The sequence below is a fragment of the Phaeovulum vinaykumarii genome, assembly GCF_900156695.1.
Lineage (GTDB): Bacteria > Pseudomonadota > Alphaproteobacteria > Rhodobacterales > Rhodobacteraceae > Bieblia_A > Bieblia_A vinaykumarii.
The window spans coordinates 602,603-625,739 of sequence record NZ_FTOM01000002.1; the positions used below are offsets into that span (position 1 = coordinate 602,603).

Consider the following 23,137-nt stretch of genomic DNA (forward strand, 5'->3'; position numbering starts at 1 on the left):
GCCCTCTTCCGGTGTGCCGTCTGCCGATGTGCCGCCCGCCCTGTCGTCTTCCGGGGCGCCGCCCACTCCCGAGGCCGCGCCCGTCCCCGATGGTGTCCCCGATGGCGCACCCCCGCGCGATGCCCCGCTTCTTCTGGATCATCCGCTGCCCCCCGATGCGCTCCCACCCGATGGTCCCCCCTCCGATGGCCCCCCCGGCGCCCCCCGGCCGCGGACCCGTGCGCGGGGGCGGGGGCGGACGGCGCGCTTCGGCTTCTGGCTGATCCTGTCGCTTCCGATCTTCCTGGCGGCCACGCTCCTGTCGTTTCTGGCGCTGACCCGCATGCCGGTGGCGGTGCCCGATCTGGCGCTGGCCACGCTGGAGACGCGGGTGAATGCGGCGCTGGGCGGCGCGGTGCGCATCCGCGTGGCCGGCGGCGCCGATATCGCCGTCGAGCGCGGCCTGGTTCCGCAGCTGCGCCTGCGCGGGGTCGAGATCGACCGGCCCTCGGGTCTGCCGATTGCGGTCTTGCCGGAATTGCGCGGCTCGGTCTGGCCCGGCGCGCTTCTGGCGGGCGAGGTCCGCTTGCGCCGGCTGCGTATCTCGGGGGCGGGGGTGGCGCTGCGGCGCAATGCCGACGGGGCGCTGGACCTGCGGCTGGGGGGCGCGCTGGCGCTGTCGGGGGCGCGGCCGGAAAGCGCGGCCGAGGCGGTGGCGGCCTTTCGCAACCTGTTTGCGCTGCCGGTGCTGTCGGGGCTGGAAAGCCTGAAGGCCGAGGGGCTGGAACTGCGCATGGACGACGCGCGGCTGGGCCGGCAATGGCGCGTCAGCGACGGCCGGCTGAGCCTGACGCAGGACGACCGCGCCATCGCGCTGCGGCTGGGCTTTGACGTGGGCGAACGGGACCGGCTGCCGTCGTCGGTGGCGATGATGCTCGAGACGCGCAAGGACAGCGCCGAGACGCGCCTGACCTCGACCGTCACCGCCGTCTCGGCGCCCGATCTGGCGCTGTTTTCCCCCGCGCTCAGCTGGGGGCGGCTGATCGAGGCGCCGATCACCGGCTCGATCCGGTCGGGCATCGACGCGGCGGGCAATCTGGCGCGGTTCGACGCCCGTCTCGAGATCGGCGCGGGGCGGCTGGCGCCCCCCGGCCAGGCGCGCCCCATCGCCTTTGCCGGCGGGCTGGTCGATCTGTCCTATGACCCGGCCAGCGCGCGGATGACGCTGAACGAGCTGTCGCTCGACAGCCGCGCGTTGCGCCTGCGGGCGGCGGGCCAGGCGCTCTTGCGCGACGGCGCGGGTCCGGCGCGGCCCGGTGTCCTGCCCACGGGCTTTCTGGGCCAGATCGACGTGCGCGATCTTCAGGTCGACCCCGAGGGGCTGTTCGAACACCCGGTCGCCTTCTCGCGCGGGGCGGCCGATATCCGGGTGGGGTTCGACCCGTTCACGGTCGAGCTGGGCCAGAGCCAGCTTGTGGCGGACGGCCACCGCCTGTCGAGCCGGGGCACCATTGCCGCCGCGCCCGAGGGCTGGCGGATCGCGCTCGATTTCGGCGCCGACCGGATTGCGCGCGACCGGCTGATCCGGCTCTGGCCGGTCAATGTGGTGGCGCGGACCCGCGAATGGCTGGATCAGAACGTGGCCACGGGGGAATTGTCGGATGTGACCGCCGCGCTGCGCCTGCGCCCCGATGCGGCGCCGCGGCTGGCGCTGGGCTACAGCTTCGCGGGGGCCGAGGTGCGTTTCCTGCGGTCGCTGCCGCCGGCGCAGGACGGCGTGGGCTATGCCACGATCGAGGGATTCCAGCACGCGCTGGTGGTCGAGGCGGGCCATGTCATCGCGCCCTCGGGCGGGCGGATCGACGTGACCGGCACGCAGATGATCGTGCCCGATATCCGCATCAAGCCCGCCCCGGCGGTGGTGCGGCTGCGCACGCGTTCGGACATTCCCGCGGCGCTGTCGCTTCTGGACGAGCCCCCCTTCCGCTTTCTGACCAAGGCGGGCATGCCCACCGATCTGGCCCGCGGACAGGCGCAGGTGGCGGGCGATCTGCGGCTGACGCTGGCGCGCAAGCTGGATACCGACGCGGTGGATTACGACCTGACCGCGCAGCTGCGTCAGGTGGTGTCGGATCAGGCGGTGCCGGGGCGGCGGCTCGAGGCCGAGGCGCTGGATCTGGCCGCCACGCGGGCGGGGGTGCGGATCTCGGGGCGCGCGCGCCTTGACGGGGTGGGTTTCGAGGGCAGCTGGCGCCAGGCCTTCGGCCCCGAGAACCGCGGGCGCTCGCAGGTCGAGGGGCGGGTCGAGGTGTCGCCGCAGACGCTGGCGCGCTTCGGGATCGGGCTGCCGAAGGGCATGCTGTCGGGGGCGGGGACGGGGCGGATCGCGCTCGATCTGGTCAAGGATCAGCCCACGCGCTACCGCTTCTCGTCGGATCTGGCGGGGATCGGGCTGTCGATCCCGCAGATCGGCTGGTCGCTGGGGGCGGCGCGCACGGGCAAGCTGGAACTGGCGGGTCAGCTGGGCGCGCGCCCCACCGTCGAGAGCCTGAGCCTCGAGGCGCCGGGATTGACGGCCGACGGGTCCGTGACGCTGGGCGAAGGGGGGGCGCTCGAGCAGGCTCGGTTCGAGCGGCTGCGGATCGGCGGCTGGTTCGACGGCGGCGCCACGCTGGAAGGGCGGGGTGCGGGGCGCGCGCCGCGCCTGCGCATCGAGGGCGGCCGGCTGGTCCTGGCGCGGATGCCCGCGGGCGGGACGGGCGGCGGCGGGACGGGCGGCGGCAGCGACGACGCGCCCATCGAGGTGGCGCTCGACCGGGTCGAGGTTTCGGACCAGGTGGCGCTGACCGGCTTTTCGGGGCGGTTCGCGCGCGGCGGCCGCGCCGGCAGCTTCGGCGCCTGGGTCAACGGCAAGGCCCCCATCCGCGGCACGATGATGCCCGCGACCGGCGGGCGCGCGCGCATCGCCATCGAGGCCGCCGATGCCGGCGCGGTGCTGTCCTCGGCCAAGGTCTTCGGCCGCGCCGAGGGCGGACGGATGGTGCTGCGGCTCGACCCGGCGGGCGCCGAGGCCTGGGACGGCACGCTTGACATTTCCGGGCTGCGCGTGACCCGCGCGCCGCGGCTGGCGGCAATGCTGTCGGCGGCCTCGGTCGTGGGGCTTCTCGAACAGCTCAACGGCGAGGGGCTTCTCTTCAACAAGGTCGACGGCCGCTTCCGGCTGGACCGCACCGGTCTGCGCATCCTTGAAGGCGTGGCCGAGGGCGCCTCGATGGGGGTCACGATGACCGGCACGCATGATTTCGCCAGCAACCGGCTGGACATGGAGGGCGTGGTCTCGCCGCTCTATCTGATCAACGGGATCGGCCAGATCATCAGCCGGCGGGGCGAGGGGATCTTCGGCTTCACCTATGAGTTGAGCGGGTCCGCCGACGCGCCGCGGGTCACCGTCAACCCGCTGTCGATCTTCACGCCGGGTTTCTTCCGCGAGATCTTCCGCCGCCAGAACCGGCCCTGAGTGCCGTCCTTCCAAAGGGCCGACAGGGTGGCGGGGAAGGGGGTGCAATGCCCCCGCCAAGCGGCTAGAAGGGCGCGGCGTTGCCAGCGAGGCCCGGATGAAGCTTGAGGATTTCGATTTCGACCTGCCCGAGGGGCTGATCGCCACCCGCCCGGTGCGCCCGCGCCCGGCGGCGCGTCTGCTGGTGGCGCAGGGCCCCGAGGGATGGTCCGATGCCCATGTGCGCGACCTGCCCGGCCTGCTGCGTCCGGGCGATCTTCTGGTGCTCAATGACACGCGGGTGATCCCGGCGCGGCTGAGCGGGCTGCGCGCGCGCCAGACCCCGCAGGGCGAGGTCCACGCCCGCATCGAGGTCACGCTGATGGAGCCCGGCACCGACGGCGAATGGCAGGCGCTGGTCAAGCCGCTGCGCAAGCTGCGTCCGGGCGAGGAGATCGTCTTCGCCCCCGGTTTCTCGGCCGAGGTCCGCGAGATCGCCGAGGGGCGCGCGCGGCTGGCCTTCTCGGTCGGCGGGGCGGCCTTCGAGACCGCGCTGGCCGAGGTGGGGGCGATGCCGCTGCCGCCCTATATCGCGGCGTTGCGCGCCCCCGATGCCGCCGACCACGAGGATTACCAGTCGGTCTTTGCCCGTCGCCCCGGTGCGGTGGCCGCGCCCACGGCGTCGCTGCATTTCGACGACGCGCTGATGGCGGAGCTGTCCGCGCGCGGCGTGGGCTTTGCGCGGGTGACGCTGCATGTGGGGGCGGGCACCTTCCTGCCGGTCAAGGTCGAGGACGTGACCACCCACCGGATGCATGCCGAATGGGGTGAGATCACCCCCGAGGCCGCCGCCGCCATCAACGCCACCCGCGCCGCGGGCGGGCGGGTGATCGCGGTGGGCACGACGGCGCTGCGTCTGGTCGAGAGCGCCGCCACCCCCGAAGGCGAGGTCCGCCCCTTTGCCGGCACGACCGAGATCTTCATCTATCCCGGCTACCGGTTCCGCGCCATCGACGGGCTGATGACCAATTTCCACCTGCCGCGGTCAACGCTGCTGATGCTGGTCTCGGCGCTGATGGGGCGTGAACGCATCCATGCGCTCTATCAGCACGCGATCGGGCAGGGGTATCGGTTCTTTTCCTACGGGGATGCCTCGCTGCTGATCCCCTGATCGGGCGGCCATTTGCGGCATGCCGTCATGCGTATGCCGCAAACGGCCCTTGCATGTCGGTTTGTGGCTGCCCTTTGTCGGCGCGCAGGGATATGCGGACCCCAAGGCTTGCCGGACCCGCGTGTCTCTGGCAGCCTGATCCCATCCCCCCGACCCGAGGTATGTCGATGCTTTCCGTTCTGCGCAGCGCCTGGCCGCTTCTTCTTGGCGTCATGCTCCTGATGGTGGGCAACGGGATGCAGGGCACCCTTCTGGGGATTCGCGGCACCGCCGAGGGGGTCGACACGACGCGCATGTCGATCGTCATGTCGGCCTATTTCGCGGGCTTCCTGCTGGGCTCGCAGCTGACGCCGCGCATGATCCGCCGGGTGGGCCATGTGCGCGTCTTCGCGGCGCTGGGCTCGCTGATCTCGGCGGTGCTCATCCTCTATGCCGCGGTGCCCCACTGGGTGGCCTGGGCGCTGATGCGGGTGCTGATCGGCTTTTCCTTCTCGGGGGTCTACATCACCGCGGAAAGCTGGCTCAACGCCGCCTCGACCAACGAGAACCGCGGCCAGGCGCTGTCGGCCTACATGATCGTGCAGATGCTGGGCATCGTGGCCGGTCAGGCGCTGATGGTGACGGGCGATCCCTCGGGCTATCTGCTGTTCGTCATCCCCTCGGTGCTGGTGTCCATCTCCTTCACGCCGATCCTGCTGTCGGTGACACCCGCCCCCCCGTTCGAGCAGATCAAGCCGCTGAGCTTCCTCAAGCTCTTCCGTGCCTCGCCTTTGGGCTGCGTGGGCATGTTCATGATGGGCGGCATCTTCTCGGCGCTGTTCGGGATGGCGGCGGTCTGGGGCACGGGCCGCGGCCTGACGGTGGGCGAGGTGTCGGCCTTCGTGGCGGCGATCTATGTTGGCGGGCTTGTGTTCCAGTATCCCATCGGCTGGCTGTCGGACCGCATGGACCGGCGCCTGCTGATCCTGGTTCTGTCGGCGGTGGGCACGCTGGCCATGCTGGTGGCGACGCTGACCGGGCCGGTCTTCGTGGTGCTGCTGGGGCTGGCGATGCTGGCCGGTGGGGTGGCCAACCCGCTCTATTCGCTGCTGGTGGCGCATAGCAACGACTTCCTGGACAATTCCGACATGGCCTCGGCCTCGGCGGGGCTGATGTTCATCAACGGCCTGGGCGCCGTGATCGGCCCGATCCTGACCGGCTGGCTGATGGAGCGCGTGGGCTCCGACGGCTTCTTCCTGTATCTGTCGGGGGTGTTCGGGCTGCTGGCGCTCTATGCCGCCTGGCGGACCACGCGGCGCCCGGCGCCCGCGGTCGCGGATACCGGCGCCTTTGCCGTGCTGTCGCCGACGGCCTCGCCGCTGGCGGTCGAGGCCGCGCTCGAGGCCGCGCAGGTTGCCGCCGACGAGGTGGCCGAGGAACAGGCCGCCGAGGAACGGGCGGCGGAAGAACGGGCCGCCGAAGAACGGATCGCTGACGATCCGGACGCAAGGGCGCCCGCGGATCCGGATCGCGCCCCCCGTTCGGACGGGGCGTGATCTGCGACAGATTGAACCAGTTCCGAAAATGGTTTAATGCCAAACTGAATTTTCGGAAGGGGAATGGCCATGGCGCGGGACTTTGACGTTGCAGTGATCGGGGCCGGTCCCGGCGGCTATGTCGCGGCGATCCGCGCGGCGCAGCTGGGGCTGAAGGTGGCCGTGATCGAACGCGCCGAGCTGGGCGGGATCTGTCTCAACTGGGGCTGTATCCCGACCAAGGCGCTGTTGCGTTCGGCCGAGGTGCTGCACCTGATGCACGAGGCGCAGAGCTTCGGGCTGTCGGCCGAGGGCATCGGCTTCGATCTGGACGCCATCGTCAAGCGCTCGCGCGGGGTGTCCAGGCAGCTGTCCTCGGGGGTGGCGCATCTCTTGCGCAAGAACGGCGTCGAGGTGATCCGCGGCCGCGCGCGGCTGAGCGGGCCGACCACGGTCGAGGTCGAGGCCGAGACCCCGCGCAGCATCGAGGCCGGGGCGGTGATCCTGGCGACGGGCGCGCGGGCGCGGGTGCTGCCGGGGCTCGAGCCCGACGGCCAGCGGATCTGGAGCTATCGCCACGCGCTGGTGCCGCCCTTCCTGCCGCGGCGGCTGGCGGTGCTGGGATCGGGCGCGATCGGCATCGAATTCGCCAGCTTCTATCGCGCGCTGGGCGTCGAGGTGACGGTGATCGAGCTGGCGCCGCGGATCCTGCCGGTCGAGGATGCCGAGATCGCCGCACTGGCCACGCGGTCCTTCGAGAAGCAGGGGATGCGCATCCTGGCCGGGGCCTCGATCGAGACCGCGACGCGGGGCGAGGACGGGCTGTCGCTGACCATCCGCCAGGGCGAGACCCGGATCGAGATGGCGGCGGATGCGCTGATCTCGGCGGTGGGGATCGTCGGCAATGTCGAGGATCTGGGGCTCGAGGATCTGGGCGTCACCATCGAGCGCAGCCATGTCGTGACCGACGCGCGGTGCCGGACCGGGGTGCCGGGTCTCTATGCCATCGGCGATGTGGCCGGGGCGCCCTGGCTGGCGCACAAGGCCAGCCACGAGGGGGTGATGGTGGCCGAGCATCTGGCCGGGCTGACGGTGCATCCGATCCGCGCCGACCGGATTGCGGGCTGCACCTATTGCCGGCCGCAGATCGCCTCGGTCGGGCTGACCGAGGAGAAGGCGCGCGCGGCGGGCCACGAGATCCGGGTGGGGCGCTTCCCCTTCATCGGCAACGGCAAGGCGATTGCACTGGGCGAGGCCGAGGGGCTGATCAAGACGATCTTCGATGCCAAGACGGGCGAGCTTCTGGGCGCGCATATGGTGGGCGCCGAGGTCACCGAGTTGATCCAGGGGTTCGTGGTGGCGATGGGGCTCGAGACGACGGAGGCCGAGCTGATGGAGACGGTCTTCCCGCATCCCACGCTGTCCGAGATGATGCACGAATCGACCCTGGCCGCCTGGGAGCGCGCGCTGCATATCTGAGCGGCGCGGCGGGACCGAAGGGGTGGGAGCCGGGAGGAGCCGCCGCGGGGGGCATCGAGCCCCCCTTGGCGGCGCTGCCGCGCGCCCCTGATCGGCCGGGGCGCCTGGGCGGGGGGCGCCTGGGCGGGGATCAGCGCAGGATCTGGCCGCCGCCGGCCATCCAGTCGGACAGACCGCCAAGATTGAACACCTGCGCATGTCCCATGCGGGTCAGCATCGAGCCCGCCATGCCGCTGCGCGCGCCGGTTGCGCAATAGAGGATGATCGGCTTGCCGTTCTTGAGTTCGGGCAGGCATTCGGGGCTGGCGGGATCGCAGCGCATGGCAAAGGCCGCCATCGGCACATGGATCGCGCCCTGTGCGCGGCCGGTCGCGCGCAGCTCCATCGGCTCGCGGATGTCGAGGAGGACGGCCTCCTTGGCCTTGACCTTGGCAACGGCCTCGGCGGGGGCGATCCGCGGCGTGCCGCCGCGCAGAAATCCGAACATGGCGGTCCCTTTCACATTCCGGTTTTTATATGTGACAGATCTGGAAGCGGTGCAAGTCCCCGCCGATGCTGCGCTGCGGAATTTCTGCGCGCTTGGTTTCTGTTCCCCCAATGTTCGCACATTTCGGTTGGCGATCGCCCCCAGCTCGCCTATCTAGTGGGCGGTCGCGGAGCGGCGCGGGCAGGGGATACAGATGGCCGAGCAGAAATTCATCGAGGTGCGCGGCGCGCGCGAGCATAACCTCAAGGGCGTGGATCTGGACATCCCGCGCGACCAGTTCGTGGTCATCACCGGGCTGTCGGGGTCGGGGAAATCCTCGCTGGCCTTCGACACGATCTATGCCGAGGGGCAGCGGCGCTATGTCGAGAGCCTGTCGGCCTATGCGCGCCAGTTTCTCGACATGATGGGCAAGCCCGACGTGGACCATATCTCGGGGCTGTCGCCGGCGATCTCGATCGAGCAGAAGACGACCTCGAAGAACCCGCGCTCGACGGTGGGCACGGTGACCGAGATCTATGACTATCTGCGGCTTCTGTTTGCGCGCGCGGGCACGCCCTACAGCCCCGCGACCGGCCTGCCGATCCAGGCGATGCAGGTCCAGGACATGGTCGACCGCGTGATGGCCATGGACGAGGGCGCGCGCGGCTATCTGCTGGCGCCGGTGGTGCGCGACCGCAAGGGCGAATACCGCAAGGAATTCGCCGAATGGCGCAAGGCCGGGTTCCAGCGGGTCAAGGTCAACGGCGCCTTCCACGATCTGGAGGAGCCGCCCGTTCTGGACAAGAAATTCCGCCACAACATCGACGTGGTGGTCGACCGGATCGTGGTGCGCGCGGGTCTCGAGACGCGGCTGGCCGACAGTTTCCGCACCGCGCTGGATCTGGCCGACGGGATCGCGCTGTGGGAAGAGGCGCTGTCGAATGACGACATCGAGGCCGGCCGCACGCCCGAGCGGATCACGTTTTCGGAGAAATTCGCCTGCCCTGTCAGTGGTTTCACCATTCCCGAGATCGAGCCGCGGCTGTTTTCCTTCAACGCCCCCTTCGGCGCCTGCCCGGTCTGCGACGGGCTGGGGGTGGAACTCTTCTTTGACGAACGGCTGGTGGTGCCCGACAGCGGGCTGACGCTGCTGCAAGGGGCGCTGGCGCCCTGGGCCAAGTCGAAATCGGCCTATTTCACCCAGACGATCGAGGCGCTGGCCCGCCATTACGGCTTTGACAAGCGCAAGAAATGGAAGGATCTGCCCGAGAATGTCCAGCAGATGTTCCTCTATGGCTCGGGCAAGGAGGAGATCCGCTTCCGCTTTGACGAGGGCGGCCGCGTCTACGAGGTCAGCCGCACCTTCGAAGGCGTCATCCCCAACATGGAACGCCGCTACCGCGAGACCGACAGCGCCTGGGTGCGCGAGGAATTCGAGCGTTATCAGAACAACCGCCCCTGCGGCGCCTGCGGCGGCCATCGTCTCAAGCCCGAGGCGCTGGCGGTCAAGATCGGGGGGCTTCATATCGGCCAGGTCGTCGATCTGTCAATCCGCGAGGCGCATGAGCTGATCGCGGCGATGCCCGCGCAGCTGAGCGCCCAGAAGAACGAGATCGCCCGCCCGATCCTGAAGGAGATCCGCGAGCGGCTGGGGTTCCTGGTCAATGTGGGGCTGGATTATCTGACGCTCAGCCGCGCGGCCGGCACGCTGTCGGGCGGCGAGAGCCAGCGTATCCGGTTGGCCAGCCAGATCGGCTCGGGGCTGACGGGGGTGCTCTATGTCCTTGACGAGCCCTCGATCGGGCTGCACCAGCGCGACAACGACCGCCTTCTTCTGACCCTCAAGAACCTGCGCGATCAGGGCAATTCCGTGCTGGTGGTCGAACATGACGAGGACGCCATCCGCCACGCCGATTACGTCTTTGACATCGGCCCCGGCGCGGGCGTGCATGGCGGGCGCGTGGTGGCCCGCGGCACCCCCGAGGAGATCGCCGCCGATCCCGCCAGCCTGACCGGGCAATACCTCTCGGGCACGCGCCGGATCGAGGTGCCCGCCACGCGCCGGCCCGGCAACGGCAAGGCGGTGCGGATCGAGGGCGCCACCGGCAACAACCTCAAGAACGTGTCGGTCGATTTCCCGCTGGGCCGCTTCGTCTGCGTCACCGGCGTTTCGGGCGGGGGCAAGTCCACGCTGACCATCGAGACGCTGTTCAAGACCGCCTCGATGCGGCTCAACGGTGCGCGCCAGACGCCTGCGCCCTGCGAGACGATCAAGGGCCTTGAGCATCTGGACAAGGTGATCGACATCGACCAGCGCCCGATCGGACGCACGCCGCGGTCGAACCCCGCCACCTATACCGGCGCCTTCACCCCAATTCGGGACTGGTTCGCGGGCCTGCCCGAGGCCCAGGCGCGCGGCTACAAGCCGGGGCGGTTTTCCTTCAACGTCAAGGGCGGGCGCTGCGAGGCCTGCCAGGGCGACGGCGTCATCAAGATCGAGATGCACTTCCTGCCCGACGTCTATGTGGAATGCGAGACCTGCAAGGGCGCGCGCTACAACCGCGAGACGCTGGAGATCCTGTTCAAGGGCAAGTCCATCGCCGATGTGCTGGACATGACGGTCGAGGATGCGCAGGCCTTCTTCAAGGCCGTCCCTTCGATCCGCGAGAAGATGGATGCGCTGGTCGAGGTGGGGCTGGGCTATATCAAGGTGGGTCAGCAGGCGACCACGCTTTCGGGCGGCGAGGCGCAGCGGGTCAAGCTGTCCAAGGAATTGGCGCGGCGTTCGACGGGGCGGACGCTCTATATCCTCGACGAGCCGACCACGGGGCTGCATTTCGAGGATGTGAAGAAGCTGCTCGACGTGCTGCATTCGCTGGTCGATCAGGGCAATACGGTCGTGGTGATCGAGCATAATCTCGATGTCATCAAGACCGCCGACTGGATCATCGACATCGGCCCCGAGGGCGGCGACGGCGGCGGGCAGATCGTGGCCTGTGGCACCCCCGAGGAGGTGGCCGCGGTCGAAGGCAGCCACACCGGCCGCTATCTGGCGCCGATGCTGGCCCCGCATCGCCGCGCGGGCTGAGCGGGGGCGCGTGGGCCGTGCAAGGGCCGGGGCGCGCGCTCAGACGATGCCCTGTTGCACCGCGACATAGACCGACAGGCCAAAGGCCACCAGCATCACGAAGGCCAGCGTGGCGGTCAGATGCATCAGCCGGCGCCGGAACCGGCCCCAGGCGCCCAGCGGCTTGAGATAGCGCAGGCAACTGTCATAGGCCTGCGCCACGCGCGCGTCGTCGATCTGTCCGCCCCAGCGCGGATTGGCGCCATGCGCCGCGGCCGAAGCCAGATATTCCGCCTGCCGCCGCACCCGGCGCGGCAATTGCCGGCGCGCGGCGCGCACGCGGGTGCGCAGATCCGGCCCATGCACCCCCAGCCGGGCGCTCAGCAATTCGCCGATCCGGTCGGCCATCTGCTGCACGTTCGTCGGGCTCATCGGCAGCCCCCTTCCCGAATTCCGTCATCCCCGCAGCAAGATTAACGACAGCGCCCCCGAGTCGCCAACTGTCGCGTGTCGCCAACTGTCGCGTGTCGCCAACCGTCGCGTGTCGCAACTGGGCCGAAGACGCTGGCGGGAGACACTGACGGGGGCTGGAACTGGCGCGGGGGGCGGGCTAGATCGGGGGCATGCTGAACCTGACCCTTCATGGCACGCCGACCGGCGCGCCGCCGCTTGTCATCGCGCATGGCCTCTTTGGCTCGGGGCGCAATTGGGGCGTGATCGCGCGCCGGCTCTCGGCCGACCGGCTGGTCGTGGCCGTGGACATGCGCAACCATGCCGACAGCTTCTGGTCCGACCGCCACGGCTATGCCGAGATGGCGCAGGATCTGGCCGAGGTGATCGCCGCCCAGGGCGGGCAGGCCGATGTTCTGGGCCATTCGATGGGCGGCAAGGCGGCCATGGTGCTGGCACTGACCGACCCGGCCCGCGTCCGCCGCCTGGTCGTGGCCGATATCGCCCCGGTCGCTTATGAACACAGCCAGAACCACCTGATCGCGGCGATGCGGCGGCTGGATCTGACCGGGCTGAGCAGCCGGACCGAGGCCGACCGCCGGCTGTCGGGCGACATCACGGATGCGGGCGTGCGCGCCTTCCTGCTGCAATCGCTCGAGCTGCGCGACGGGCCGGTTCGCTGGCGGCTCAATCTCGATGTGCTCGAGGCCCAGATGGACGGGATCACCGGCTGGCCGGGCACGCCGGGGCGGTTCGACGGACCGGCGCTGTTCGTGACGGGGGCCAACTCGCGCTATGTGCGCGCCCGGGACCACGACGCGATCCGCGCGCAGTTTCCCGCCGCGCAGTTTCACCAGATCGCCGGGGCGGGGCACTGGCTGCACGCCGAGAAGCCGCGCGACTTCGAGCAGGCCGTGGCCGAGTTCCTGGCCTGAGCCGCGCCCAACGAAAAGCGCCGCGACCGAAGGGCCGCGGCGCAATCTTGTTCAGCACAGGATGGGCGGGCTCATTCGGCCTTCATCATGCGCAGGATCAGGTGGTTCTTCAGCACCACCTGGTTGTAGATCGCGCCCGCGATATGCAGCACGATCAGCAGCATCAGCACCAGTTTGCCGACCTGGTGCATGGCGCCCGCGGCGTCGAGACCGCCGAACCACGCCAGCGAGCCCGAGATCGGCACCGCGATCATGAACACATAGAGCAGGCCTTGCGTGACCTTGGCCACCAGCGCCGCGCGCGGGTTTTCCGATTCCGGCGGCGGCGGGGCGCCATGGGTAAAGCGCAGCACGATCCGCCAGACGGCGAAGATCAGGATCAACCCGCCGATCAGCACATGGGCCAGGACGGTGGCGTCGAAGTCGGGCTGACCGCCTTCCTGGATCGTGTGATAGGCATGCCCGATCCCGCCGGCCAGGACATATTGCACGGCGATCAGGACAAAGGCGATCCAGTGAAGGGCGATCTGACGACCGGAATAACCGGTGGAAGTTTTCATGGGACTCCTCGCTGGACAGGCGAAGGCCGAAGCCTTCGCACCATTTGGCTCATGCGCGCCGATGCCCCTGTCGCCGCTCAGGCGGATTGGGTCAACTTGCGCGCAACGATGAAGGCCACGGGCAAACCGATGATGAAGCCCGCGGCCACGGAATAGATGATCGCCGTGCTGTTGAACATGTTCATGCTCAGCACTGCGACCATGAGAATGCCGGCAAGCGTAGGTCCGGTCAGCGCATAGATGATGGCGAAAAGACGGAACATGGAAGCCTCCTGTCGGCGCGTTTCATACGCGACGGAATCACGTTTCCGTGCAAGGGGCCTTGATCTGCGTCATGCTGCCGCGGTATTGCGGGCGCGGTGACGCAGATCAAGCCCCCGAAGGGGCCGATCCGGGCGGCGCCCAGCCCGAAAGCGGGGCCGCCCAGGCCATCCGGCCCTTTGCATTCGCAAGGGCAGGGGCATTCGAAAGGGCGGGGTGGGCGCAAGTAGCGGGGTGGGGGGCTCAGTCGTCGGTTGCGCTGTCGGCCACGGCCGTGCGCGTGGTCTTGGCGGCCGAGGCCGTGCTGGCGCGGGGGCGGAAGCTGCGCAGCAGGAAGTCGGGGACGTGATCGCCCATGCCCACCACCGGCGCGCCCCGGTCGCCGCCCCGGTCCCCACCGCGATCGCTGCGCCGGTCGTCCCGCCGGGGCTCGCGGCGGTCTTCGCGGCGCGGTTCCGCGCGCGGGGTCTCGACGGCTTCGACCACGGGCGTCTCGGCAACGGCGGCTTCGGTCTTGGCGCTGTCGCTGCGGCTGCGGCCCCGGCCCGAACGGCTGCGCGCGGGCTTGGCGTCGTCGGAGGCGCGCGCACGCGGCGCGCTGACCGAAGGGGCAAAGCCCTCGGGGATCTCGCCGCGCGGGATCGGCGCCTTGACCAGGCTTTCGATGGCCGCGAGGTATTTCTCGTCGGCGGGCGTGGCGATGGTGAAGGCGCGGCCCTTGCGGCCCGCCCGCCCGGTGCGCCCGATGCGGTGGACGTAATCTTCGGCGTGGCTGGGCACGTCGAAGTTGAAGACGTGGCTCACCGCCGGAATATCGAGCCCGCGCGCGGCCACATCCGAGGCCACGAGGAACCGGACCGACCCGTCGCGGAAGCCATCGAGCGTGCGCATCCGCTGGCTCTGGTCCAGATCGCCGTGGATGGGCGAGGCGTTGAAATCATGCGCCTTCAGCGACTTGGCGACGATATCGACTTCGGTCTTGCGGTTGCAGAAGATGATCGCGTTGGTGCAGGCCTCGCCCTCGGAGCGGATCAGCGCGCGCAGCAGCTCGCGCTTGTTCTTGGCGGCGGTGTCGCGCCGGGCGGGGGTGATCTCGATCAGCTTCTGCTCGATCGTCTCCGAGGTCGTGGCCTGGCGCGCCACCTCGACCTTGACCGGCGTGTGCAGGAAGGTGTTGGTGATGCGTTCGATCTCGGGGGCCATCGTGGCGCTGAAGAACAGCGTCTGGCGGGTGAAGGGCGTCAGCTGGAAGATGCGCTCGATATCGGGGATGAAGCCCATGTCGAGCATCCGGTCGGCCTCGTCCACGACCATGATCTGGACGCCGGTCAGCAGCAGCTTGCCGCGTTCGAAATGGTCCAGCAGGCGGCCGGGCGTGGCGATCAGCACATCGACGCCGCGGTCGATCAGCTTGTCCTGTTCGCCAAAGCTGACGCCGCCGATCAGCAGCGCCTTGGTCAGCTTGGTGTTCTTGGCGTAGACGTCGAAGTTCTCGGCCACCTGCGCGGCCAGTTCGCGCGTCGGCGCCAGAACCAGGCTGCGCGGCATGCGCGCGCGGGCGCGGCCCTTCGACAGGAGCGTGATCATCGGCAGCGTGAAGCTGGCGGTCTTGCCCGTCCCGGTCTGGGCGATCCCCAGCACGTCGCGCCCCTCGAGCGCGGGCGGGATGGCCCCGGCCTGGATGGGGGTGGGGGTCTCGTAACCCGCGTCGGCCACCGCCGACAGAACCTTGGGATCGAGCTTGAGGTCGGAAAACTTCGTCATCAGCGTCCTATTATGGATGGTTTGCGCCCCGGAGCCCCGCGCCTGTTTCGCGCCGGAAGCCCATGCGGTGTCGGACCGCAGAGTAATGAGGGACGCATGATCCGAACGCCCCGAACGTCTTGCCGCCCCGTTGCGGCGCTTTTTGCCCTAATCCAAATGTGCCTGCACGTCAATCATGGCTGGCCGAATTGGCACGCATGCCCCATATCGAAAGGGATGGCCCCATATCGAAATGGATGGAGGGACCGGCATGAGCGACACGACGGGCGCGCTGGGCGCGATCGAGGCGGCGACGGGGCTTCACCTTTCCGGGCCGATGATGGCCTTTGCGCTGGTCGGCGTGCTGGGTGTCGGCGCGCAATGGCTGGCCTGGCGGTTGAAGCTGCCGGGGATCGTGCTGATGCTGGCGGCGGGGCTTCTGGCGGGGCCGGTGTCGGGGCTGGTGGTGCCCGCGCGCGATTTCGGCGCGCTGACGGGGGCGATGATCTCGCTGGCGGTGGCGGTGATCCTGTTCGAGGGCGGGCTGGCGCTTGACGTGCACAAGCTGGGCGATGCGCGCCGCGGCGTGGCCCGGCTGGTGGCGATCGGCGCGCCGCTGGGCTGGGCGGCCTCGACGGTGGTGCTGCATTGGGGCGCCGGCCTGTCCTGGGAGGCCGCGGCCGTCTTCGGCGGCATCATGATCGTGACCGGCCCGACCGTGATCGCGCCGCTTCTGCGCCAGGCACGGCTGCCGCGACGGCCTGCGCAACTGTTGCAATGGGAAGCCATCGTCAACGACCCGCTGGGCGCGCTGGCCGCCGTTCTGGCCTTCGAGGTGGTGCTGGTCACGCGCTCGGGCCTGCCCGCGGCCGAGGCGCTGGGCCAGATGGCGCTGGGCATCGCGCTGGCGGCGGGGCTGGGGTTCGGCGCCGGGCGCGCCATCGCCGGGGCCTTCCGCGCCGCGCGCGTGCCCGATTACATGAAGGTGCCGGTCCTCGTGGTCACGCTGCTGGCGGTCTTTGCGCTCTGCGAGGCGGTGCTGCACGAAAGCGGCCTTCTGGCGGTGACGGTGATGGGCGTGGTCATCGCCAATGCCGGCCTGCCCAGCTTCGAGGATCTGCGCCGCTTCAAGGAACAGGCCACGATCCTTCTGGTGTCGGGGGTGTTCATCCTGCTGGCGGCGTCGATGGATTTCGGCCAGATCGCGCGGCTGGACTGGCGGGCGGGGCTGTTCGTGGCGGCGGTGGTGCTGGTGGCGCGGCCGCTGACTGTGATGGTGTCGCTGATCGGGTCCGGGCTGCCGGGGCGCGAGCGGGCGCTGATCGCCTTCACCGGCCCGCGCGGGGTGGTGCTGGTGGCGGTCGCGGGCCTTTTCGGGGAACGGCTGGCCGAGGCTGGGGTCGAGGACGGCGCGCTGATCGGGCCGCTGGCCTTCGTGCTGGTGCTGGCCACGGTGGTCCTGCACGGCTTCACCCTGGCGCCGATGGCCCGCGCGCTGGGGCTGGCGCAGAAGGGTCGGCCGGGGCTGATCGTGGTCGGTGGCGGGCGCTTCACCACCGCCCTGGCCGAGGCCCTTGCGCGCGAGAAGGTGCCGGTTCTCGTGGCCGATCCCAACCACGCGCATCTGATCCGTCCGCGCGCGGCGGGGCTGCGCATCCATTGGGGCGACATCCTCTCCGAGGAGGCCGAGACCACGCTGGAACGCGCCGAATTCGGCCGGCTGCTGGCGGCCTCCGACAATGACGCCTACAACACGCTGGTGGCGACCGACCTGGCCGCCGAATTCGGCCGCGACGCGATCTGGCAGGTGGCCCGCGCCCGCGAGGATCGCGCCAGCCACGCGCTGCCGCCGCAGCTGGGCGGGCAGGCCTTTGCCGGGCGCCGCCGCATCGAGGAGCTGGACGCGGCCCTGGCCGAGGGCGCCGAGATCCGCGCCCTGCCGCCGGGCGCGCCCCTGCCCGACGGTGCCTGGCCCCTGGCCGCGATCACCCCGCGCGACCTGCGGCTTCTGGCCGATCTGCCCGAGGAGGGCGCCCCTCAGCCCGAGGACACCACGCTTCTGGCGCTGTGCCCGCCCGCGAAGGCGGCATGAGTGGCGGCGGGGCCGGCGGCGTGACGGGGGCAGAGCATTGACGCCGCGGCCGGGCTCTGGCAACAGCAGCCAATCTCCGAAAATGCGCGTGACTGCGCCCGTCTGACAGGTCCGACCGATGAACCTTTTTGCCGATATCCGCACCGCTGTCGTGGAGGCGCTCGCCCGGCTCGAGGCCGCGGGCGATCTTCCGGCGGGGCTCGACACCGCCAATGTGACCGTGGAGCCGCCGCGCGATCCCGCGCATGGCGACATGGCCACCAATGCCGCGATGGTGCTGGCCAAGCCCGCGGGCCGCAAGCCGCGCGAGATCGCCGAGCGCCTGGCCGCGGAACTGGCGCAGGATCCGCGCATCGCCCTGGCCGAGGTGGCCGGGCCCGGCTTCCTGAACCTGCGCCTGGCGCCCGCGGCGCTGGACGATGTGGTGCGCGCGGCGCTGGCCGCGGGGCGCGATTTCGGGCGCTCGGACATGGGCGCGGGGCGCAAGGTCAACGTCGAATTCGTCTCGGCCAACCCCACCGGCCCGATGCATGTCGGCCATACCCGCGGCGCGGTCTTCGGCGATGCGCTGGCCAGCCTGCTGGATTTCGCGGGCTTTGACGTCACGCGCGAATATTACATCAACGACGGCGGCGCGCAGGTCGATGTCCTGGCGCGCTCGGCCTATGAACGCTACCGCGAGGCGCATGGCCTCGAGCCCGAGATCCGCGAGGGGCTCTATCCCGGCGACTATCTGATCCCGGTGGGCCAGGCGCTCAAGGACCGCTTCGGGGATCGCTACCTCGAACAGCCCGAGGCCGAATGGCTGCCGCTCTTCCGCGACTTCGCCACCGAGGCGATGATGACCATGATCCGCGAGGATCTGGCCCTTCTGGGCGTCAGGATGGACGTCTATTCCTCGGAAAAGGCGCTTTACGGCACCGGCCGGATCGAGGCCGCGCTCGAGGCGCTGCGTGCCAAGGGGCTGATCTACGAGGGCACGCTCGAGCCGCCCAAGGGCAAGCTGCCCGAGGATTGGGAGGAGCGCGAGCAGACCCTGTTCCGCTCGACCGCCCATGGCGATGACGTCGACCGCCCGGTGATGAAATCGGACGGCAGCTGGACCTATTTCGCCCCCGACATCGCCTATCACTACGACAAGGTGACCCGCGGCTTCGACCTGCTGATCGACGTCTTCGGCGCCGACCACGGCGGCTATGTCAAGCGGATGAAGGCGGCGGTGGCGGCGCTGTCGGACAATGCGGTGCCGCTCGACATCAAGCTGATCCAGCTGGTCAAGCTCTATCAGAACGGCGAGCCCTTCAAGATGTCCAAGCGCGCGGGCACCTTCGTGACGCTGCGCGATGTGGTCGAACAGGCCGGCGCCGGGGTGACGCGCTTCGTCATGCTGACGCGCAAGAACGATGCGCCGCTCGATTTCGACTTTGCCCGCGTGATCGAGCAATCCAAGGACAACCCGGTCTTCTACGTCCAATACGCCCATGCGCGTGTGTGTTCGGTGCTGCGCAAGGCCGCCGAGGCCGGCATCGCGGTCGAGGACGGGGCGCTGGCCGCGGGGCCGCTGGCCATCACCCACGAGGCCGAACAGGCCCTGGCGCGCAAGATCGCCGAATGGCCGCGCCTGGTCGAGATTGCTGCGCGCACCAACGAACCCCACCGCATCGCCTTCTATCTCTATGAGCTGGCGTCGGATCTGCATGGGCTGTGGAACCGCGGCAACGACGAACCGTCCTTGCGCTTCTTGCAGGACGACCCCGCCGTGTCGCAGGCGAAAATCGCCCTGGCGCGGGCCGCGGCCGTTGTCATTTCGGCCGGTCTTGGTATTCTTGGCGTCACCCCCGCCGAAGAGATGCGCTAGGCATCCGGCGCGGATCCTTCGACGGGCCGCGGGTGGCTTCTGCCCGCTGCCCTCCCGGTGCCGATCGGGGCGCGCGGGACGCGGGGGCGATGCCCCCGAGGCGCGGCGTTGCCCCAGGCGAGGCGTTGAATGACAGGCAGATCCGGCCCATCCCATCCCGAAAGCACGCCCCAGGGTGCTGCGCGTCTGGCCAGCCGGCTGGGCGTGGTGCTATCGGCGGCGCTTGTCGGGGGGCTGGTCTGGTGGGGCTATGGCCTTGTCATGCGCGACGTGACCGGGGTGCCGGTTCTGCGCGCGCTGGAAGGTCCGGCGCGCATCGCCCCCGAAGACCCCGGCGGCCGTCTGGCGCGCCACACGGGCCTTGCGGTCAACGAGGTGGCCGCCAATGGCGTGGCCGAACCCGCCCCCGATCGTGTGATGCTGGCCCCCGGCCCGGTCGAGCTGGCCGAGGAAGACGGCGCCATGACCGGCGTCGCGCCGCCCCGGCTGGGCGATCCCGGCCGACCGGCCCCGGCGGACGCCCCCGCGTCCGGGGCGCCTGCCTCGCCCTTGGGGGTGCCGCGCGTCTTGCCCCCGCCCGATCTGCCCGGTGGCACGGCGCGTCCCGCCGCCCCGCCCACGGATGAAACCCGCGCTGACGCCAGCGCTGATGCCAGTGCTGATGCCAGTGCTGATGCCAGTGCCGGGGCCGAGGTCGACGATGCCCCCGCGGATGCTGCCGCAGACGCGGACGCGGCAGCCCCTCTCGACCCCGCCGCCGCGGCGACCCTGGCCCTGGCCGAGGATCTGGCCCAGCGTGCCGATGATGCCGCGGCCTCGGATATCGTGCCGCCTGACGTGCCGGGGCTTGCGCGCTCGCCCCGCCCCGTGGCCAAACCCGCCAACGAGGATCTGATCGCCCTGGCCGCTGCGCGTGCCGTGGCCGAGGCGCTGGCCCCCGCCCCCGAGATCGAGATCGCCCCCGAGGATATCCCCGCCGGCACCCGGCTGGCGCAGCTGGGCGCCTTTGACAGCGCCGAGATCGCGCGCGCCGAATGGGACCGGCTGGCGGGGCGTTTCGGTGCGCTGATGGCAGGCAAGCGCCGCGTGGTGCAGGCCGCCGAGAGCGGGGGGCGCAAGTTCTTCCGGCTGCGCGTCGAGGGGTTCGCCGATCTGGACGAGGCGCGCAGCTTCTGCGCGGCTCTGGTGGCCGAGGGGCAGAATTGCATTCCCACATTGGCGCATTGAGGGGAGGGGCCATCCGATGAGCGGGGCCATGAACGGAGCCACGACAGGGGCCACGACAGGTGCGGCGATCCTTGGGCTTGCAGGGCCGGTGCTCGGCACCGAAGAAGCCGCCTTCTTCCGCCGCGCCGACCCCTGGGGCTTCATCCTTTTCGCGCGCAACATCGACACGCCGGCGCGGCTGAAACGGCTGACGGCGGATCTGCGCGACGCGGTGGGCCGCGATGCGCCGATCTTCATCGACCAGGAGGGCGGGCGCGTCCAGCGCCTGCGCCCGCCGCATTGGCGCGCCTGGCCGGCGCCGCTTGACCAGGTGAATGCGATGATCGCGCGCGGGGCCGGGGTGGGGGCGGTGCTGCGCGGGTTGTGGCTGCGCGGGCGGCTGATCGCGGCGGAGCTGTCCGAGATGGGGATCGACGCCAATTGCGCCCCCGGCGTGGACCTGGCCCGCCCCGAGACGCATGACTTCCTGAAAAACCGCTGTCTGGGCCGCCAGCCCGCCGAGGTCGGCGCGCGTGCCCGTGCGCTGGCGGCGGGGCTGATGGCCGGCGGCGTCCTGCCGGTGATCAAGCATATCCCCGGCCATGGCCGCGCCCGCGCCGACAGCCACCAGACCCTGCCCGTGGTCACCGCCTCGGCCGAAGACCTGTCGCGCAGCGATTTCGCGGCCTTTGCGGCGCTGCGCGACATGCCGATGGCGATGACCGCGCATATCCGCTTCACCGCCTTCGATGCCGCGCATCCGGCCACCCAGTCGCGCCGCATGATCGGCGCCATCCGCGACCGCATCGGCTTTCGCGGCCTGCTGATGACCGACGATCTGTCGATGCAGGCGCTCGAGGGCAGCCTGGGCGCGCGCACCGCGGCCGCGATCGGGGCGGGCTGCGATGTGGCGCTGCATTGCAACGGCGATCCGGGCGAGATGGCCGAGGTGGTCGCCGCCGCCGGCCGGCTGGAGGGCGCGGCCCTGGCGCGCGCCGAGGCCGCCCTGGCCCAGCGCCGCCCGCCCGCCGATGCCGATCTGCCCGCGCTCTGGGCGGAATTCCAGCGTCTGACCGGCTGGGAGCCGGCCGAACCTGTCGCAGGCTGATCCGGGATGGCCGCGGAACTGCCCCTTCAGCCGTCGGTGGCCGAGCGCCTTCAGGCCGAGGCGCTGATCGTCGATGTGGACGGTTTCGAGGGGCCTCTCGACCTGCTGCTGACGCTCTCGCGCAGCCAGAAGGTGGACCTGCGGCGCATTTCGGTCTTGCAACTGGCCGAGCAATATCTGGCCTTCGTCGACCGCGCCAAGGCGTTGCGCATCGAGCTGGCGGCCGATTATCTGGTGATGGCGGCCTGGCTGGCCTATCTGAAGTCGCGCCTTCTCCTGCCGCCCGATCCCGCCGAAGAAGGCCCCTCGGCCGAGGACATGGCCGCGCATCTGGCCTTCCAGCTCGAGCGGCTCCAGGCCATGCGCGAGGCCGCCGCCCAGCTGATGGCGCGCGACCGGCTGGGGCGCGATATCTTTGCCCGCGGCGCGCCCGAGGAAATCTCGCATGTGCGCAGCGTGCGCTATGGCGCCACGCTTCTGGACCTGATGCGGGCCTATGCGCGCATCCGCACCCGCGACGAGTTCCGCCCCTATGCCTTTGACCGGCGCGACGTCTACACGATGGAGGAAGCGCTCGAGCGGCTGCGCGCGCTGGTCGGCGATCTGCCCGACTGGACCGAGCTTCAGACCTTTCTGCCCGAGGGCTGGCGGGCCGATCCGCGCCGCCGCCGCGCGGCGACCGCGGCCACCTTCGCGGCCTCGCTGGAGCTGGCGCGCCAGGGCCGGATCGAGCTGCGCCAAGCCGAGGTCTTCGCCCCGATTTCGGTCCGCCGGAGAAGCGAATGAGCCCCGACGAGTCTCCCTTCGAGTCCCCCTTCGACGCCGCCGAGGCGCCCGCCTTCGCGCCGGTAGAGGATCCGCGCGAACGGCGCGATGAGCCCAGCCTCTTCACCGCGCCGCCGCTGGCCGAACAGGAACGCATGGTCGAGGCGATCCTCTTTGCCTCGGCCGCGCCGGTGACGCTGGCCGAACTGGACCGCCGCCTGCCGCATGGCTGCGATCCGGCCGAGGCGCTGGTGCTGCTGCGTCGCCGCTACGAGGGGCGCGGCGTGCGCGTGGTGCGCGTGGGCGATGCCTGGGCGATGCGCACCGCGCCCGATCTCGGCTTCCTGATGCACAAGGAGGTGGTCGAGGAACGCAAGCTCTCGCGCGCGGCCATCGAGACGCTGGCCATCATCGCCTATCACCAGCCCGTCACCCGCGCCGAGATCGAGGAAATTCGCGGCGTCGCGGTCTCGCGCGGGACGATCGACCTCTTGCTGGCGATGGACTGGATCCGCTTCGGGCGGCGGCGGATGACGCCGGGCCGGCCGGTGACCTTCGTGGTGACGCCGGCGTTTCTTGATCATTTCGGCCTTGAAAGCCCGCGCGATCTGCCGGGCCTCAAGGATCTGCGGGCGGCGGGGCTGCTTGACTCGCGGCCGCTGCCGGGGGGCATGGGGGGCCCGCGCGACGAGGCCGACGACGAGGGGCTGTTCGAGCCGCTTGATGACGACGACGACCAGAGCGACCTGTTCGAAAGCTGAAGGGAGAACGGCAATGTCCTTCGAGGCCATCCTGAACCGCATCCTGCGGCGGGTGCTGATGCAAGGCGTGCGGCGTGGGATCGACAGCGCCGCGCGCGGACAGGGCGGGCCGCAGACCCCGGCCGACCGCGAGGCCGCGCGGCAGGGGCAAGAGACCGCCCGCCGCGCCCGCCAGATGATGCGGCTGATGCGCCGGATCGGCCGCTAGCGCCGCGCGCGCCTGCGT

18 protein-coding genes are annotated in these 23,137 nt (G+C 70.4%); 13 read left to right on the forward strand and 5 right to left on the reverse strand.

The window, feature by feature from the left end; genetic code table 11:
- Positions 1 to 13: 13 nt before the first annotated feature.
- The 4 genes from BW949_RS07145 to lpdA all read left to right on the forward strand — a co-directional run bounded on the left by BW949_RS07145 (position 14) and on the right by lpdA (position 7,639).
- Positions 14 to 3,496, forward strand: coding sequence for an AsmA-like C-terminal region-containing protein (locus BW949_RS07145; protein ID WP_143524419.1), 3,483 nt, complete (start codon positions 14 to 16; stop codon positions 3,494 to 3,496).
- 97 nt (positions 3,497 to 3,593) lie between these two features.
- Positions 3,594 to 4,646 carry a tRNA preQ1(34) S-adenosylmethionine ribosyltransferase-isomerase QueA gene (queA, locus tag BW949_RS07150; protein WP_076364443.1) on the forward strand — a complete coding sequence of 351 codons (1,053 nt, stop codon included), beginning with the start codon at positions 3,594 to 3,596 and terminating at the stop codon, positions 4,644 to 4,646.
- Between the two features lie 167 nt (positions 4,647 to 4,813).
- A complete protein-coding gene (locus tag BW949_RS07155) occupies positions 4,814 to 6,181 on the forward strand; it encodes an MFS transporter (protein WP_076364911.1) in 1,368 nt (455 codons plus the stop codon).
- Positions 6,182 to 6,250: 69 nt separating this feature from the next.
- Complete coding sequence (gene lpdA / locus BW949_RS07160; RefSeq protein WP_076364445.1) at positions 6,251 to 7,639, forward strand: dihydrolipoyl dehydrogenase; 1,389 nt, start codon at positions 6,251 to 6,253, stop codon at positions 7,637 to 7,639.
- Between the two features lie 130 nt (positions 7,640 to 7,769).
- Here the strand turns inward: lpdA and BW949_RS07165 are convergent, their stop codons facing one another.
- Entirely contained in the window at positions 7,770 to 8,126 is a 357-nt protein-coding gene (locus BW949_RS07165; protein WP_076364447.1) for a rhodanese-like domain-containing protein, read from the reverse strand.
- A gap of 193 nt (positions 8,127 to 8,319) precedes the next feature.
- Between BW949_RS07165 and uvrA the strand changes: the two genes are divergently transcribed.
- The gene (uvrA, locus tag BW949_RS07170) at positions 8,320 to 11,193 is read left to right on the forward strand and encodes an excinuclease ABC subunit UvrA (protein WP_076364450.1); all 2,874 of its coding nucleotides are present in this window, start codon (positions 8,320 to 8,322) and stop codon (positions 11,191 to 11,193) included.
- Between the two features lie 39 nt (positions 11,194 to 11,232).
- Here the strand turns inward: uvrA and BW949_RS07175 are convergent, their stop codons facing one another.
- On the reverse strand, positions 11,233 to 11,604 hold the full coding sequence (locus BW949_RS07175; RefSeq protein ID WP_076364452.1) for a hypothetical protein: 372 nt from the start codon (positions 11,602 to 11,604) through the stop codon (positions 11,233 to 11,235).
- A gap of 191 nt (positions 11,605 to 11,795) precedes the next feature.
- Between BW949_RS07175 and BW949_RS07180 the strand changes: the two genes are divergently transcribed.
- Positions 11,796 to 12,557: an alpha/beta fold hydrolase gene (locus BW949_RS07180; RefSeq protein ID WP_076364454.1), complete on the forward strand. Its 762-nt coding sequence runs from the start codon at positions 11,796 to 11,798 to the stop codon at positions 12,555 to 12,557.
- A 71-nt stretch (positions 12,558 to 12,628) separates the two neighbouring features.
- Here BW949_RS07180 and BW949_RS07185 read toward each other — a convergent pair whose 3' ends face one another.
- From BW949_RS07185 to BW949_RS07195, 3 genes are all read right to left on the reverse strand, one after another.
- Positions 12,629 to 13,117, reverse strand: a complete 489-nt coding sequence (locus tag BW949_RS07185; protein WP_076364456.1) for a cytochrome b — start codon at positions 13,115 to 13,117, stop codon at positions 12,629 to 12,631.
- A 77-nt stretch (positions 13,118 to 13,194) separates the two neighbouring features.
- Positions 13,195 to 13,380, reverse strand: coding sequence for a hypothetical protein (locus BW949_RS07190; protein WP_076364458.1), 186 nt, complete (start codon positions 13,378 to 13,380; stop codon positions 13,195 to 13,197).
- A gap of 241 nt (positions 13,381 to 13,621) precedes the next feature.
- Positions 13,622 to 15,142 carry a DEAD/DEAH box helicase gene (locus BW949_RS07195; protein WP_076364460.1) on the reverse strand — a complete coding sequence of 507 codons (1,521 nt, stop codon included), beginning with the start codon at positions 15,140 to 15,142 and terminating at the stop codon, positions 13,622 to 13,624.
- Positions 15,143 to 15,392: 250 nt separating this feature from the next.
- Between BW949_RS07195 and BW949_RS07200 the strand changes: the two genes are divergently transcribed.
- The 7 genes from BW949_RS07200 (at position 15,393) to BW949_RS07230 (ending at position 23,119) form a co-directional block, all read left to right on the forward strand.
- Positions 15,393 to 17,213, forward strand: coding sequence for a cation:proton antiporter (locus tag BW949_RS07200; RefSeq protein WP_076364462.1), 1,821 nt, complete (start codon positions 15,393 to 15,395; stop codon positions 17,211 to 17,213).
- 118 nt (positions 17,214 to 17,331) lie between these two features.
- A complete protein-coding gene (gene argS / locus BW949_RS07205; RefSeq protein WP_076364464.1) occupies positions 17,332 to 19,071 on the forward strand; it encodes an arginine--tRNA ligase in 1,740 nt (579 codons plus the stop codon).
- A 129-nt stretch (positions 19,072 to 19,200) separates the two neighbouring features.
- Positions 19,201 to 20,298, forward strand: coding sequence for an SPOR domain-containing protein (locus BW949_RS07210; protein WP_076364466.1), 1,098 nt, complete (start codon positions 19,201 to 19,203; stop codon positions 20,296 to 20,298).
- A gap of 28 nt (positions 20,299 to 20,326) precedes the next feature.
- A complete protein-coding gene (locus BW949_RS07215; protein WP_076364913.1) occupies positions 20,327 to 21,385 on the forward strand; it encodes a glycoside hydrolase family 3 N-terminal domain-containing protein in 1,059 nt (352 codons plus the stop codon).
- A 6-nt stretch (positions 21,386 to 21,391) separates the two neighbouring features.
- The gene (locus tag BW949_RS07220) at positions 21,392 to 22,171 is read left to right on the forward strand and encodes a segregation and condensation protein A (protein WP_076364468.1); all 780 of its coding nucleotides are present in this window, start codon (positions 21,392 to 21,394) and stop codon (positions 22,169 to 22,171) included.
- A 134-nt stretch (positions 22,172 to 22,305) separates the two neighbouring features.
- On the forward strand, positions 22,306 to 22,911 hold the full coding sequence (scpB, locus tag BW949_RS07225) for an SMC-Scp complex subunit ScpB (protein WP_235816245.1): 606 nt from the start codon (positions 22,306 to 22,308) through the stop codon (positions 22,909 to 22,911).
- 13 nt (positions 22,912 to 22,924) lie between these two features.
- Positions 22,925 to 23,119, forward strand: a complete 195-nt coding sequence (locus BW949_RS07230) for a hypothetical protein (protein WP_076364470.1) — start codon at positions 22,925 to 22,927, stop codon at positions 23,117 to 23,119.
- The last annotated feature ends 18 nt before the right edge of the window (positions 23,120 to 23,137 follow it).